This window comes from Micromonospora sp. MGP-C2, assembly GCF_057766525.1.
The window spans coordinates 5792523-5806975 of the sequence record NZ_JBYMEN010000002.1; the positions used below are offsets into that span (position 1 = coordinate 5792523).

Genomic DNA, 14453 nt, shown 5'->3' on the forward strand with positions numbered 1-14453 from the left:
CGTCGTACAACGCATCACCCACCCCTCGTCGAACCGGGAGCAAGTCGTGAGTCGGGCCTTCAGCGCGCCGTTTCCACCGGATCGACGGGGGGTGGCCCCCTCTCGGGACACCGGGGCGGGCCGCTCCGGCGGCACCGCCCGCGCGGTGACCCGGACGCTCAGCGACGATCCGCTGGGCGGCACGGTACGACGTACCGTGCTGCCCAGCGGGCTGCGCGTCCTCACCGAGGCGATTCCGGCGATGCGCAGCGTCTCGTTCGGCGTCTGGGTGGCGGTCGGCTCGCGCGACGAGACCGGTCCGCAGGCCGGTGCCGCGCACTTCCTTGAGCACCTGCTGTTCAAGGGCACGCACAAGCGCACCGCCCTGGAGATCTCCTCGCAGATCGAGGCGGTGGGTGGCGAGACCAACGCCTTCACCACGAAGGAATACACCTGCTACTACGCCCGCGTGCTGGACGAGGACCTGCCGCTCGCGGTCGACGTGATGTGCGACCTGGTGGCCGACTCGCTGTTGGAGCCGGCCGACGTCGAGACCGAGCGTGGCGTGATCCTGGAAGAGATCGCCATGCACGACGACGAGCCCGGTGACGAGGTGCACGACCTCTTCGTCCAGGCCGTCTACGGCGACCACCCGCTGGGCCGACTGATCTCCGGCACCGCCGAGACCGTCACGCCGATGACCCGCCGGCAGATCCAGAGTTTCTACCGGGGCCGCTACACGGCACCGCAGATCGTCATCGCCGCCGCCGGCAACCTCGACCACGCCGCAGTGGTCAAGATGGTCCGCCAGGCGGTGCGTGGCACCCCCCTGGACAGCGACCCGGCCACCCCGGCGCCACACCGCGCGGCAACCCCCACCGTACGGACGAAGCCGGCGACCACAGTGGTGGAGCCGAAGGAGACCGAGCAGGCGCACGTCATCCTCGGCTGCCCCGGCATCGACCGCCTCGACGAGCGGCGCTTCGCCCTCGGGGTGCTCAACAACGTGCTCGGCGGCGGCATGTCCAGTCGCCTGTTCCAGGAGATCCGCGAGCAGCGCGGCCTGGCGTACTCGGTCTACTCCTACGCCAGCCAGTACGCCGACACCGGCCTGTTCGCCGTCTACGCCGGCTGCGCGCCGGGCAAGGTGGACGAGGTGCTGGCCCTGACCCGCGCCGAGCTGGCCCGGGTCGCCGCCGACGGGTTGACCGAGGCCGAGGTGGCCCGGGGCAAGGGCATGAGCAAGGGCTCGTTCGTGCTCGGCCTGGAGGACACCGGTTCCCGGATGAGCCGGCTGGCCAAGGGCGAGCTGCTCTACGGCGACCTGATGCCGGTCGACGAGCTGCTCCGACGGGTCGACGAGGTCACCGTGGAGGACGTCAACGTCCTCGCTGCCGAGCTGCTCAGCCGGCCGATGTCGCTGGCCGTGGTCGGCCCCTTCGGCGCGGGCGACTTCGCGGTCTGAGGTCTGCCGCGCGGCGCGGTCGACGGCACCCCGGTCGGGGCGTCCCGGCCGGTGGAGCGCACCGGATCCGGCCGGAAGGGCACGTCCCGATTGGGATAGGTTGTGCCCCGTGACTGACGAGCAGGACAAGACCCCGGCCGAGCCGCTGAGGGTCGGCGTGTTGGGTGCGCGCGGCCGGATGGGCATCGAGGTCTGTAAGGCGGTCGACGCCGCCGACGACCTCGAACTCGCGGCGTCGATCGACCAGGGCGACAGCCGCTCCGCCGTGTCCGCCGCCGAGGTGGTCGTCGACTTCACCACGCCCGATGTCGTCATGGACAACCTGCGTTGGTGCATCGACCAGGGCATCAGTGCGGTCGTCGGCACGACCGGCTTCACCGAGCAGCGGCTGGAGCAGGTGCGTGGCTGGCTGGCCGACAAGCCCGGGGTGGGCGTGGTCATCGCCCCGAACTTCGGCATCGGCGCGGTGCTGATGATGCAGTTCGCCGCGCGGGCCGCCCGGCACTTCGAGTCCGTCGAGATCATCGAACAGCACCACCCGCGCAAGCTGGACGCCCCGAGCGGCACCGCCACCCACACCGCCCGGCAGATCGCCCGGGCCCGCGCGGAGGCAGGCCTCGGCCCGGTGCCGGACGCCACCAAGGACGAGGTGTCGGGCGCGCGCGGCGCCGACATCGACGGGGTACGCGTCCACGCCGTTCGTGCCACCGGCCTCGTCGCCCACCAGGAGGTGCTCTTCGGCACCACGGGCGAGACGCTGACCATCCGGCACGACTCGTACGACCGGGCGTCGTTCATGCCGGGCGTGCTGCTGGCCGTCCGCGCGGTGCGCAACCGCCCCGGCCTCACCGTCGGTCTGGACGCCCTGCTCGACTGACGGTCGGTTCCTCCGCCACGCGGCTAAGATCTGAGCCCCCAGCTCGGGTAGGATCCGGCGGATGATCAATGGGGGACACCTGGACCGGGCCGGGCGACGGGTGACGCTCCGGCCGGTCGACGACGACAACTGGCGGGCTGTGGCCGACGTCGCCCCGCGTGACGACCAGCGCCGGTTCGTGGCCGCGCTGGGCGCGCGGTACCTGCTGCTGAGCAGCCGCTCGGAGGTGTGGACCTCGCTCGCCGTGTACGCCGACGAGACGGTCGTCGGCCACGTCATGTGGGGCGTGGACGACGACGGCTCGCACTGGATCGGCGGAATGCTGATCGACGCCGCCGAGCAGGGCCGGGGCGTCGGCCGGGCCACCGTGCAGACGCTGGCCCCCTGGCTGGCGGCGCGGGAGGGCAACCCGCCGGTCCGCCTCTCGTACCACCCGGACAACACCCCGGCCGCCGCCCTCTACACCTCCCTGGGCTTCCACCCCACCGGAGCGGTCGACGACGAAGAGCTGGTCGCCGAAGCCAATGGCGGGTCGGACAAGGGCTGACCGACACGGTGCGGCGGCCCGGCAGAGGCCGCCACACCGGTCGCGTCACTCTTCTGCGGGCACCTTCTCCGCCGGGACGCCGACGTGCAGGCGCACCTGAGGCACCAGCATGTCGTCGACGTCCAGCGCGCGGGCCGCGCCGTCGGGCTCCCAACCGGTGCTGGTGAGGAACTTCCGGGTCGCCTCGTCACCCTCGAACGCCCAGGCCACCGCCCGGCTCAGCCCGTCCTCCCGCCACAGGTCGACGGCGGCGGCGAGCAGCCGGCTGCCGTGCCCACGCCGGCCCCACCGCGGCTCGACCAGCAGGTCGGTCACGGCGGCCACGTCGGGGCCGAGCGCGTCGGCCGGCTCACCCGGGGCCAACGCCTCGGCGTCAGCCGGGCCGGAGGCGGCGAACCCCACCAGATACGATTGCTCGGCCTGTTCGACGGCGACCAGCACCCGGTGCGCGCCCGAGGGCGGCTCCAGCACCGCGGCGCTCCACCGCCGGGCGAGGAACGCCTCGTCCAGGTTGTCGAGCACGTGCCGAGGCAGAATGCGGCGGTACGCGACCCGCCAGGTTGCGAGCTGGATGCGTGCGATCTCGCCGGCGTCCTCGGGACGCGCCGGGCGGACGTACCCGAGAGCCATGGGACGGAAGCCTACGCAGGGCGAGGGAGACGACGGTGGCGCAGGGTGCCAACAGGACGACCGCGCAGGTCACCGGGGTGGTGGTGCTCGCCGCGGCGGTCACCGCGTTCCTCGCCGTCGTGGCCGTCCGGCACGGTTTCTTCGACCTGAAGGTCTACTACGGCGCGTTGACCTGGTGGGTGCACGACGGCGGGGAGATCTACGACTACCTCAAGCCGGGCACCCAGTACGGCTTCACGTACCCGCCGTTCGCCGCGCTGGTCATGCTGCCGATGGCGTACCTGCCGTGGACGGCCGCGATCGTGGTGAGTGTGCTCGCCAGCGTGGTCACCACAGCGGTGCTGCTCTGGTGGCTGATCGACCCGATCGCCCGCCGGGCCGGCTGGACCCGGTGGTTCGCGCTCGCCGTGGCGCTCTGCCTGGCCGCCGCGTTCGAACCCATGCGGGAGACGGTCAACTTCGGTCAGGTCAACACGCTGCTGCTGTTCCTGGTGGCCGTGGATCTGCTGCGGCTGCTGCCGGCCGGCAACCGGTGGGCCGGGGTGGGCATCGGGCTCGCCACCGCGATCAAACTGACCCCGGGTGTCTTCATCGTCTATCTGCTGGTGACCGGGCGATGGCGGGCGGCGCTCACCGCCAGCGGCACCGCCGCCGGGGTGACGCTTCTGGCCGGTGCGCTCTTCCCCGACGCGTCCCGGGAGTTCTGGACCGAGGCGCTGTGGAACACCGGCCGGGTCGGTGAGCTCGCGTTCGTCTCCAACCAGTCGCTGCGCGGGGTCGTCGCCCGGCTCGACCCGCAGCACCCGAGCACCCTGCTCTGGCTGCTGCTGGTGCTCGGCACCCTGGCGCTCTGGGCCTGGCGGTCCCGGGCCGCCGTCGCGGCCGGCGACGAGGCGACCGGTCTGGCGTTGACCGGCGCGGTGATGTGCCTGGTCAGCCCGGTCACCTGGGTGCACCACCTGGTCTGGCTGCTGCCCGCGCTGATCCTGCTGGTCGACAACGCGATGGCCGCGCCGGCCGGCCGCCGACGGCGGGTCCTGCTGGTCGCCGCGACCATCGGGTACGCGGTGCTGATCAGCCGCACCGTCTGGTTCTGGGAGAAGGACTTCACCGGGGTCGACGGCTTCCTGGGCAGCAACGCCTACGTGTGGATCAGCCTGGCGCTGCTGGCCTTCCTGCCGATCCGCCGTTGGCTGACCCCGGGCGGCTCAGCCGTCGAGGCGTCCGGCGTACCGCAGCTCGACCAGCCCGACCGGCGGGCTCCCACCGGCAAGCGGCACCTGGTAGGTCGACTGCTCACCGTCCGGTGACAACCCGGCCCGCTCACAGAATCGTCGGGCCCGCCGGTTGTCCGCCAGCACCCACAGCCGATAGTCGGTCCAGCCCCGCTCGTGCAGCCCCGCCCGGGCGGCGGCCAGGAGCGCGGTGGCGGTCCCGTCACCCAGCACGCCGGCTCCACGTAGATCGCCAGCACCTCGCCGACCGTCGGGTCCAGGTCGTCGCGGTCCTGGTCACGGCGGTACGGCCCGAACGTCGTGAAGCCCACGACCAACCCGTCCACCTCGCCGAGCAGGGTGGTGAACGGGTGCTCGGGGTCGGCGGTGCCAATGTCGCGACGGCGCTGTGCCCACGCCGCCACGTTCAGCCGCCGCAGCACCTCGTCCGGCATGAAGCCGGCGTAGCCCGCCTGCCAGCCGTGCACGTGCACCCGGGCGACGGCTTCGGCGTCGTCCGGCTCCTCCCGACGGATGGTCAGCATTGCACCGTTCTATGCCCCGTTGGCCGTCGCGTCCAGCTTCCCGCACCGGCGTCGTACCGATGAATTATCGTCGCCGACGATGACCGCACCGGAATCACTCTCGCTCGCCCAGGCCCGCCGCGTGGCGCTCGCCGCCCAGGGCTTCGCCGACCCCGCGCCAACCGGCGTGCCGACGCGCCGGCATCTACGCCGGGTGCTGGACCGGGTCGGGTTGATCCAGATGGACTCGGTCAACGTGCTGCAACGCGCGCACTACCTGCCGCTCTACAGCCGGCTCGGGCCCTACCCGACCAGGTTGCTCGACAAGGCCGCCTACAGCCGCCCCCGCGAGTTGTTCGAATACTGGGGTCATGAGGCGTCGCTGGTCCCGGTCGAGCTGCACCCGGTGCTGCGCTGGCGGATGGCTCGCGCGCACAGCGATTCCTGGGGCGGCATGCAGCGGATCGCCCAGGAGCAGCCGGAGCTGGTCGCCTGGGTTCGCGACGAGGTGGCCGCCCGCGGCCCGCTGACGGCTGCCGAGATCGAGCACGACGCACCTCGGGAGACCGGCAACTGGGGGTGGAACTGGTCGGCGGTCAAACGGGCGTTGGAGTTCCTCTTCTGGGCCGGCGAGGTGACCGCCGCGGAGCGCAGCACCTCCTTCGCCCGCCGCTACGACCTGCCCGAGCGGGTGCTGCCCGCGGCGGTGCTGGCCGCGCCCACCCCGACCGACGCCGAGGCGTACCGCACGCTGGTCGCCCTCGCCGCGCGGTCACTCGGGGTGGCCGCCGAGCCGGAGCTGCGCGACTACTTCCGACTGCCGCTGGACGGTGCCCGCCAGGCCGTCGCGGAGCTGGCCGAGGCCGGTGAGCTGGTGCCGGTCACGGTGGCGGGCTGGCGACAGCCGGCCTGGCTGCACGCGTCCGCGCGGCTGCCCCGGTGGATTCGCGGCAATACCCTGGTCAGCCCCTTCGACCCGTTGATCTGGGAACGTGCCCGCACCGAGAGGTTGTTCGACTTCAGCTACCGGATCGAGATCTACGTCCCGGCGCCACAGCGGGTCTACGGCTACTACGTGCTGCCCTTCCTGCAGGGCGACCGGTTCACCGCCCGGGTCGACCTGAAGGCCGATCGCAAGGCCGGTGTGCTGCTGGTGCCGGCCGCGTGGGTCGAGCCCGGCGCCGACCCGGGGGAGACCGCTGTGGCGCTCGCCGCCGAGCTGCACCGACTCGCCGGCTGGCTCGGTCTGGACGCGGTGGAGCCGCCCACGGCCGGCGACCTGGCCGGTCCGCTCACCGCCGCGTTGACCGGCGTGTCCGGTGTACCGTGAGCGCGTGACGAGCGCTCCCGGACCGGTCGACCAGCCGCAGCCCGCCCCCGGGGCGGTTCACCCGGTGCCTGTCGGCACGGTGTCGACCAGCTCCAGTCCGACCGGCCTGGCATCGGCCGGCGAGGTCCCGGCCGACCCGGCATCGGGTGGCTCGGGTCCGGCCGGCTGGCCGACGGTCCCGCCGGATGGTTACGCGGAACTGAAGCCGGACCGGATCACGCGGTTCGTGCTGCGGCTCTACGAGCGTTCACCGCGCTGGGCGGTGCCGCTGGCCGCGGTCGGTTGCGTCGCCATCGGCATGGGCTACGCGTTGCTCAGCAATCCGACCCACGCCGCCCCGGACGCCGCGCCCACCTGTCTGCTGAAGTTGACCACCGGGCTGGACTGCCCGGGCTGCGGGGGCACCCGCGCACTCTGGTACGTGCTGCACGCCGACCTGCCGGCCGCCGCCCGGCACCACTTCCTGTTCGTCTTCGCGCTGCCGTTCCTCGCGTACCTCTTCGTGGCCTGGGCGGGAAACCAGGCGTTCGGTTGGCGACTGCCGGAGCTGCGACTCAGCTCGAAGGTCATCGTCGGGTTCATGGGCGCGTGGCTGGCCTTCTCGGTGTTGCGCAACCTGCCCTGGGCGCCGTTCACGTCGCTGTACGTCTGAGCGCGCCCCGCCGCCCGAGTCGATCACGCGGCGAGCGCCGCGCAGGCGGGCGCGTCCCGGCGGCGGTGCCGCCCGCGTCCTGAGTGATCGACATTGCACGAGGCGTGCCTGAGTTGGGGCGGGAGGCACCGCGCCACTACAGTCCCTGGCATGCCGGAGATGGTGCAGCCCCAGGTCAAGTTGATCGCGTGGACCCAGTTCGCGGCCCCGGACGACGTGCCGTGGTCGACCGACGCGGAAGGTGGCCAGGCGCTCGCCGAGTTCGCCGGCCGGGCCTGCTACCAGTCGTGGAAGAAGCCGAACCCGGCGACCGCCACCAACGCCGGTTACCTGGCGCACATCCTGGAGGTCGGGCACCTGTCGGTGCTTGAGCACGGGTCGGTCACCTTCTACTTCACCGGGGTGTCGCGCTCCTTCACCCACGAGTTGATCCGGCACCGGCACTTCTCGTACTCCCAGCTGTCCCAGCGTTACGTCCCGGAGCGGGACGCGGCCATGGTCGAGCCGGCGGTCATCGCCGACGACCCGGAGCTGCACAAGAAGTTCACCGAGGCTGCCGAGGCGAGCGTTCGGGCGTACAACGAGTTGCTGGAGGGCCTCGAAGAGCGCTTCTCCGACGAACCGAACCCGACGCTGCGCCGCAAGCAGGCCCGGCAGGCGGCCCGGGCGGTGCTGCCCAACGCCACCGAGACGCGGATCGTGGTCACCGGCAACTACCGGGCGTGGCGGCACTTCGTCGCGATGCGCGCCACCGAGCACGCCGATGTGGAGATCCGTGAGCTGGCCGTGGAGTGCCTGCGGCAGCTCCAGGACGTCGCCCCCAACGTGTTCGCCGACTTCGTGATCTCCACGCTGCCGGACGGCACCGAGGTGGCGGCCAGCCCGCACGAGGCGTCCTGAGCCCTTCCCCGGCGGGCCCCGGCTGGTCGTCCGCTAGGTTGGAGGGTATGACGCACGACCACCTCGACGCCCCGGCACGACCGGCGTCCCGCCCCTTCGGCCGGCTGCTCACCGCCATGGTGAGCCCGTTCACCCCCGACGGCTCGCTCGACCTCGACGGCGCCGCCCGGCTGGCGAGCCACCTGGTCGACGAGCAGGGCAACGACGCACTGGTGGTCAACGGCACCACCGGCGAGTCGCCGACCACCACCGAGGCGGAGAAGGACCACCTGATCCGGGCCGTGGTGGAGGCCGTCGGTGACCGCGCCAAGGTGGTCGCCGGGGTCGGCACCAACGACACCCGGCACACCATCGAGCTGGCCGCCGCCGCCGAGAAGGCAGGTGCGCACGGTCTGCTGGTGGTGACCCCGTACTACAACAAGCCGCCGCAGAGCGGGTTGTTGCGGCACTTCACCGCGGTGGCCGACGCCACCGGCCTCCCGGTGATGCTGTACGACATCCCACACCGCTCCGGCGTGCCGATCGACACCGAGACGCTGGTCCGGCTCGCCGAGCACGGCCGGATCGTCGCGGTCAAGGACGCCAAGGGCGACCTGACCGCCACCAGTTGGGTGACCAGCCGGACCGCCCTCGCCTTCTACAGCGGCGAGGACGCCCTCGCCCTGCCGGCGCTGGCCGTCGGCAGCGTGGGCCTGGTCGGCACCTCGACGCACTTCACCGGGGCGCTGACCGCACAGATGATCGAGGCGTACGACGCGGGGGACATGCCGACCGCGCTGGCGCTGCACCGGCGGCTGCTGCCGCTGTTCACCGGCATCTTCCGCACGCAGGGCACGATCCTGGTGAAGGCGGGCCTGGCATCGCTGGGTCTGCCGGCCGGCCCGGTGCGACCCCCGCTGGTGGACGCCACCAACGACGAGATCGCCCAGCTGCGCGCGGACTTCGCGGCAGCGGGCATGGAGCTGCCCGAATGATCAAACGACACGATGGACGCCGAGTGACGGCGTCGCAGATTGAGGTGGACGCGTGACCGAGGCGCACATCGAGGCGGAACTACCCCCGCCGCTGCCGGAAGGTGGCCTGCGGATCATCCCGCTCGGCGGGCTCGGCGCCATTGGTCGGAACATGACCGTCTTCGAGTTCGACGGCAAGTTGCTGATCGTCGACTGCGGGGTCCTGTTCCCCGACGTCGAGCAGCCAGGTGTGGACCTGATCCTGCCCGACTTCGGGCCGATCCTGGACCGGCTCGCCGACGTCCAGGCGATCGTGCTGACGCACGGTCACGAGGACCACATCGGCGCGGTGCCCTACCTGCTCGCCCACAAGCCCGACATCCCGCTGGTCGGCTCACAGTTCACCCTCGCCCTGGTCGAGGCCAAGTTGGCCGAGCGGCGGATCCAGCCGTACACGCTGACCGTGCGGGAGGGCGGCCGGGAGCGGCTCGGCCCGTTCGAGTGTGAGTTCTTCGCGGTCAACCACTCGATCCCGGACGCCCTCGCGGTGGCCATCCGCACCCCTGCGGGCCTGGTGCTGCACACCGGCGACTTCAAGATGGACCAACTCCCGCTGGATGGTCGGATCACCGACCTGGCTGGCTTCGCCCGGCTCGGCGCCGAAGGTGTCGACCTGCTGCTGTCCGACTCCACCAACGCGGAGATCCCTGGCTTCGTCACCCCGGAGCGGGAGATCGGGCCGGTGCTCGACTCGATCTTCGCGAAGGCCAAGGGCCGCATCATCGTGGCGTCGTTCGCGTCGCACGTGCACCGCGTGCAGCAGGTCTTCGACTCCGCCGCGGAGCATGGCCGCAAGGTCGCGTTGATCGGGCGGTCCATGGTTCGCAACATGGGCATCGCCCGTGACCTCGGCCTGCTCAACATCCCGGCCGGGCTGGTCATCAGCATCGACGAGGCGACCACGCTGCCGCCGGACGAGATCGTGCTGATGTCCACCGGTTCGCAGGGTGAGCCGATGAGCGCGCTGGGCCGGATGGCCAGCGGCGATCACCGGCACATCACCATCGCCCCCGGCGACACCGTCGTGCTGGCCTCCTCGCTGGTGCCCGGCAACGAGACCTCGGTCTACCGGGTGATCAACCGGCTTGCCCGGGCCGGCGCGGTCGTCGTGCACAAGGACGTCGCGAAGGTGCACGTCTCCGGGCACGCCCCCGCCGGAGAGCTGCTCTACCTGCTCAACGTGGTTCGGCCCAGCAACCTGATGCCCGTGCACGGCGAGTGGCGCCACCTGCGTGCCCACGCCCGGCTCGGCATCGAGTCCGGGGTCGCCGCCGACCGGGTGGTGATCTGCGAGGACGGCGACGTGGTCGACCTGGTCGAGGGTCGCGCCACACTGGTCGGGCACGTGAAGAGCCGGTACGTCTACGTGGACGGCCTCGCCGTCGGTGACGTCAGCGAGTCGCTGCTCACCGAGCGGCGGATCCTCGGCGACGGCGGCTTCATCGCCACCACCGTCGTCGTGGACTCGGTCACCGGCAAGGTGGTCGCCGGCCCGACTTTGTCCGCGAAGGGCTTCTCCGAGGATCCGGAGGCGTTCAACCCGGTGGTCCCGCTGGTCACCGAGGCGCTCAACCGGGCCGCGGCGGACGGCATCACCGACCCGCACCAGCTCCAGCAGATCGTCCGGCGCACGGTCGGTCGGTGGGTCAACGACAAGTACCGTCGTCGCCCGATGATCGTGCCCACCGTCGTCGAGGTCTGACACAACGCGTGACCGGGCCGGCCACCGACATCCCGTGGATGTCGGTGGCCGGCCCGGCTCGTTCAGGAGGTGTTCCGGCTCAGCCCCGGAACAGCCGCCGCCGCAGCACCAGCAGCCCGACCCCGAGGGTCAGCAGGGCCGCTCCGATGAGGCCGTACGTGCTGCCGGAGACACCGGTCCGGGGCAGTTGCGCCGCCTCCGGGGTGGACGTGGTCGCGGTGGCGGTCGGGCCCGCGGTGGCGGTCGGGCTCGGCGTGGTGGTCGGACCGGCCGGTGGCGGGGTGGTGGCGTCGCCGGCACCTGACCCGCCCGAGCCGCTCAGGCGCAGCGTCAGCGCGGTGTCCTTGTTGGTGTAGCGGTTGGCGGGGGAGAGTGACACCTTCACGGTCTTGGTGCCCCCGGTGACCGCCAGCCGTACGTCGAAGCTGTCGGTGGCGCCGTCGGCGAGCACGTTCGGTCGCAGGATCTCGCAGCCCACGCCGACCATCCGGCCGCTGTCGGCGCACGCCGGCGCGGCCACCCGCACCCCGGTCGGGGTGGTGATGGTCAACGAGTATCCGCCGATGTCGAAGGTGCCCGTGTTGGTGACCCGCACCCGCAGCGTCGTCGTCCCGTTGACGATCGGGCCAGCGGTGGCCCGCAACCGCAGCGAGGTGCGGTCCGGCCAGTTGATCCGGAAGTCGGAGAACTCGTCGGTGACCCCGGCGGCGTCCCGGCCGGCGACGGAACCCCACGCCTGCGCCCCGAAGACCGGCTCCGCAGCCGTCGAGGCCACCGTCAGCCGGTACACCCGCTCACCCCTGGCCGGCAGTTCCGCACCCCCGCAGAGCCAGGTACGCGGCGTGCCCTGGACGGTCCGGCAGTCCCCGCCGAGGGTCAGGTCGGTGTTGGCCGGCAGGCGCAGCACGAAGAAGCCCTTCGCGGCCGTGCTGCCCGGGTTCCTGACGGTGACCTCCAGCGGACCGGACGGCGACCAGGGGTCGCTACCGAGGAAGACGATGTCGCCCCGAGCGGTGATCGTGGGTGCGGCTTTCGCGCTCGTCGAGGCGGCCGGCGCGGCGACGGCCGGCCCGGCGAGGGTCGGTACGAGGAGCAGAGCGGCGGCGACGAGGCCGGAGGCGAACAGGCGGTTCATGGTGACTCCCGGGGTGCGTGGTCGGTGATGGCCGTAGCACATCGACGCGGCACTTCCGGTTGCGTCCTGTCGGATGTCGCACAGTCGCGCCCCGGAGCGCAACCATTCGCCCTGTTCGCGACTAGGGCCTGTTTCATAAGGGCGGTCGAGCCGAGGCGGAGTCCGGGCGGCGACGCGGCAAGGCGGGGTTTCGTCCGGATACCGGTGTTGTATCTGGACGAGACCGCAACGCCGCCGGTCGGCGTCCGGGCCCGCCGCAGGCCGGCCAGTCCTTGTGAAACAGGCCCTAAGGGAGCGCCGCGACCGCCTCGGCGTAGGCGACGCCGGTGGCGATGGCCGCGTCGACCAGCACCGTGAGCTGCGCCGGGGCCACCCCGTGGGTCAGATCGGTGGCCACGTCGCCGGCCAGCACCAACTCCTCGCCGATGTCGTGCGCGTAGGCCTTGGGCAGCAGCCGGTCATGGTTCCAGGCGTTGCAGAAGGCGTACGCCTCGGAGCGGCGGGTCGCCGGCAGCCGGCGGGCGGCCATTGCCCGGGCGTGCAGCACCTCGCCACGTTCGCCGGCCCGCCGGAACTGGATCACCACGCCGCCCCACCGGCCGACGACGGTGTCGCCCTCCTCCACCAGGTACTGGTCGCCGCGCCGGTCCAGTACCGCGGTGATCATGTCGACGGTCAGCGCCATCAGCTCCCGCTCGCCCGACCCGCTCGCCTCGTCGGACCCGTCGGCGTCGGGCTCGTCAGACCCGTCGGCGTCGGGCCCGTCCGGCTCGTCGTCGGCGGGCAGCGCAACCGGTGCCGTGAGCGGGCGCTCCGCGAGCCAGGCGGCCATCCGGCCGGAGTGGTGGCCGGTGCCGTTGCGGGCGTCGAAGCTGCCGGCCAGTTCACTGGCCACCCCGAGCAGCAGGGCGCCGAGTGTGGACACGTCCGGCTCGGTGGCGGGTCGTCCGCCGTACGCCGGTCGGGGCAGCGGTCGCCCACCCAGCCCCGCCTCCTCGGCCAGCGTGCAGACCAGCGCGCCGGCGGCGGCGAACTCCATCGCGGCGAGGTCGTCGCTGGGTCGGTCCAGTCTGGGCAGCTGTTCGGTCAGGATGGTCAGCCCTCGTTCCAGGTGCCCACCCAACGCGCAGAACCGCAGGTGCGCGGCGAGGTACGGGAACGCGGCCGGCTCACGCCGGTGCCGGCGGTACGCCCGCACGTGCGCCGCCGCGGCCCGCTCCGGCTCCCCGGCCCGCAGGGCGGGCAGCAGACCGGCGACCAGGTCCCGTTCGGGCTGGTCGGTGCAGGGCTCCGGCTCGCCGTCGCGCTTCTCCAGCTCGCCGAGCGCGGCTCGCCACTCACCCCAGCCGGCCAGCAGCTCCGCCCGCCGAGCGGAGGCGCAGCCCGGGCAGCCACCGGCGGGGCCGGGCCGTTTCCCGGACCACCGCTCATACCAGTGGCGGGCGGTCGGCTCGTCGCCCAGGTGATCGGCGATTCGGCAGTGCAGCTCCGCGACGGTTGGCGCGTCCGGACCATCCGTGCCGACCCGGTGGGCCAGGTCGTGCAGCAGGGCCCTGGTCTGGTCCAGCCCGACCCGGGGGGTGCCGAGCAGTGCCTCCACCGCGTACCGCTGGTAGCGCAGCAGCAGCCCGGTCTCGTTGTCGGTCAGCAGCTCGGGTCGGTGGTCTGCGGCCGCCCGGCAGCGCCGGACCGGCTCGACCAGGCGCCACCGCTCCCCGTCGAGCAGGTACGCCTCGATCAGCGCGAACCGGGCGTCCACCCCGGACCGGACGTCCCCGGCGGCGTCGGCGCGCTCGGCGAGCCGTTCCAGGGTCACCTGCCGGTCCGGGCCGTCGGGCAGGTCCCGGGCATCGGCGAGCGCGGCCTCCAGCGCCGGAAGGCGGCCCCCGCCGACCGGGCCGTCGGGCGCAGCGCCGGCCCGGTTGGTGCGACTGCCCGTGAACTCGTCCCGGCCGGTCACGACAGCACCGCGCCGGGCAGTCGGCGGACCGCCACGGCGAGCTGGCAGCCGGTGGAGATGCCACAGTCGAGCAGTTGGTCGAGCTGGTGCGGGGTCACCCCGCGTTCCAGGTCGGTGATCACCTCGCCGTAGACCCGGGCTCGACCGTCGTCGTCGACGTGCACGAACGCCTTCGGCCAGAGCCGGTCGTGGTTCCACGAGTTGCAGAAGGCGTACAGGTCGGGCACCTGCTCGATTCCGAAGGTGGGAGTGACCATGGTGCGTACCTGGAGCAGCTCGCCGTCGCCGCCCAGGCGGAGGAACCAGATCATGTTGTCGTCGAAGCGGCCCACCAACTCGCCGTCCACGGTCAGGCCGACGGGCCGGCCACGGGCGGCGAGCACCGCGGCGACCAGTTCGCCGCTCAGTGGACGCAGCGCACCGGGGTGCCCGGCCAGCGGATCGTCGGGATCGCCCGCGGTTTCCGGCGACGCCATGGGGCATCCCTTCTGAGGCGGATATCACGACCGGCGGTGGCGGTCGTGT

At 72.4% G+C, this 14453-nt stretch carries 13 protein-coding genes; 9 read left to right on the forward strand and 4 right to left on the reverse strand.

Annotation, left to right across the window (positions count from 1 at the left end; translation table 11 throughout):
- The first annotated feature begins 46 nt into the window (after positions 1-46).
- From AC3CF1_RS26685 to AC3CF1_RS26695, 3 genes are all read left to right on the forward strand, one after another.
- On the forward strand, positions 47-1444 hold the full coding sequence (locus AC3CF1_RS26685; protein ID WP_088946716.1) for a M16 family metallopeptidase: 1398 nt from the start codon (positions 47-49) through the stop codon (positions 1442-1444).
- A gap of 109 nt (positions 1445-1553) precedes the next feature.
- A complete protein-coding gene (gene dapB / locus AC3CF1_RS26690; protein ID WP_179782607.1) occupies positions 1554-2321 on the forward strand; it encodes a 4-hydroxy-tetrahydrodipicolinate reductase in 768 nt (255 codons plus the stop codon).
- Between the two features lie 61 nt (positions 2322-2382).
- Positions 2383-2868, forward strand: a complete 486-nt coding sequence (locus tag AC3CF1_RS26695) for a GNAT family N-acetyltransferase (protein ID WP_099851300.1) — start codon at positions 2383-2385, stop codon at positions 2866-2868.
- 45 nt (positions 2869-2913) lie between these two features.
- Here the strand turns inward: AC3CF1_RS26695 and AC3CF1_RS26700 are convergent, their stop codons facing one another.
- Positions 2914-3498 carry a GNAT family N-acetyltransferase gene (locus tag AC3CF1_RS26700; RefSeq protein WP_354981111.1) on the reverse strand — a complete coding sequence of 195 codons (585 nt, stop codon included), beginning with the start codon at positions 3496-3498 and terminating at the stop codon, positions 2914-2916.
- A gap of 35 nt (positions 3499-3533) precedes the next feature.
- Between AC3CF1_RS26700 and AC3CF1_RS26705 the strand changes: the two genes are divergently transcribed.
- From AC3CF1_RS26705 to AC3CF1_RS26730, 6 genes are all read left to right on the forward strand, one after another.
- Positions 3534-4808: a glycosyltransferase family 87 protein gene (locus AC3CF1_RS26705; protein WP_488451531.1), complete on the forward strand. Its 1275-nt coding sequence runs from the start codon at positions 3534-3536 to the stop codon at positions 4806-4808.
- Positions 4809-5336: 528 nt separating this feature from the next.
- Complete coding sequence (locus AC3CF1_RS26710) at positions 5337-6566, forward strand: winged helix-turn-helix domain-containing protein (RefSeq protein ID WP_488451532.1); 1230 nt, start codon at positions 5337-5339, stop codon at positions 6564-6566.
- A gap of 106 nt (positions 6567-6672) precedes the next feature.
- The gene (locus AC3CF1_RS26715; protein ID WP_357967883.1) at positions 6673-7218 is read left to right on the forward strand and encodes a DUF2752 domain-containing protein; all 546 of its coding nucleotides are present in this window, start codon (positions 6673-6675) and stop codon (positions 7216-7218) included.
- Positions 7219-7377: 159 nt separating this feature from the next.
- On the forward strand, positions 7378-8118 hold the full coding sequence (gene thyX, locus AC3CF1_RS26720) for an FAD-dependent thymidylate synthase (protein ID WP_488452135.1): 741 nt from the start codon (positions 7378-7380) through the stop codon (positions 8116-8118).
- A gap of 47 nt (positions 8119-8165) precedes the next feature.
- Positions 8166-9092 carry a 4-hydroxy-tetrahydrodipicolinate synthase gene (gene dapA / locus AC3CF1_RS26725; protein ID WP_354981109.1) on the forward strand — a complete coding sequence of 309 codons (927 nt, stop codon included), beginning with the start codon at positions 8166-8168 and terminating at the stop codon, positions 9090-9092.
- Between the two features lie 52 nt (positions 9093-9144).
- On the forward strand, positions 9145-10833 hold the full coding sequence (locus AC3CF1_RS26730) for a ribonuclease J (RefSeq protein ID WP_088946724.1): 1689 nt from the start codon (positions 9145-9147) through the stop codon (positions 10831-10833).
- Between the two features lie 79 nt (positions 10834-10912).
- Here the strand turns inward: AC3CF1_RS26730 and AC3CF1_RS26735 are convergent, their stop codons facing one another.
- The 3 genes from AC3CF1_RS26735 to AC3CF1_RS26745 all read right to left on the reverse strand — a co-directional run bounded on the left by AC3CF1_RS26735 (position 10913) and on the right by AC3CF1_RS26745 (position 14404).
- Complete coding sequence (locus AC3CF1_RS26735) at positions 10913-11968, reverse strand: LPXTG cell wall anchor domain-containing protein (protein WP_354981108.1); 1056 nt, start codon at positions 11966-11968, stop codon at positions 10913-10915.
- Positions 11969-12254: 286 nt separating this feature from the next.
- Positions 12255-13928 (reverse strand): type III secretion system chaperone family protein, encoded by a 1674-nt coding sequence (locus AC3CF1_RS26740; protein ID WP_435794530.1) that lies wholly within the window; start codon positions 13926-13928, stop codon positions 12255-12257.
- Positions 13925-14404 (reverse strand): type III secretion system chaperone family protein, encoded by a 480-nt coding sequence (locus AC3CF1_RS26745; RefSeq protein ID WP_354981107.1) that lies wholly within the window; start codon positions 14402-14404, stop codon positions 13925-13927. The genes AC3CF1_RS26740 and AC3CF1_RS26745 overlap by 4 nt, the downstream gene beginning before the upstream one ends.
- Positions 14405-14453: the final 49 nt, after the last annotated feature.

Coding starts and splice junctions, on each gene's coding strand:
- thyX (WP_488452135.1), top strand. CDS start 7,378: ATGGTGCAGCCCCAGGTCAAGTTGATCGCGTGGACCCAGTTCGCGGCC.
- AC3CF1_RS26700 (WP_354981111.1), bottom strand. CDS start 3,498: ATGGCTCTCGGGTACGTCCGCCCGGCGCGTCCCGAGGACGCCGGCGAG.
- AC3CF1_RS26745 (WP_354981107.1), bottom strand. CDS start 14,404: ATGGCGTCGCCGGAAACCGCGGGCGATCCCGACGATCCGCTGGCCGGG.
- AC3CF1_RS26735 (WP_354981108.1), bottom strand. CDS start 11,968: ATGAACCGCCTGTTCGCCTCCGGCCTCGTCGCCGCCGCTCTGCTCCTC.
- AC3CF1_RS26710 (WP_488451532.1), top strand. CDS start 5,337: ATGACCGCACCGGAATCACTCTCGCTCGCCCAGGCCCGCCGCGTGGCG.
- AC3CF1_RS26695 (WP_099851300.1), top strand. CDS start 2,383: ATGATCAATGGGGGACACCTGGACCGGGCCGGGCGACGGGTGACGCTC.
- dapA (WP_354981109.1), top strand. CDS start 8,166: ATGACGCACGACCACCTCGACGCCCCGGCACGACCGGCGTCCCGCCCC.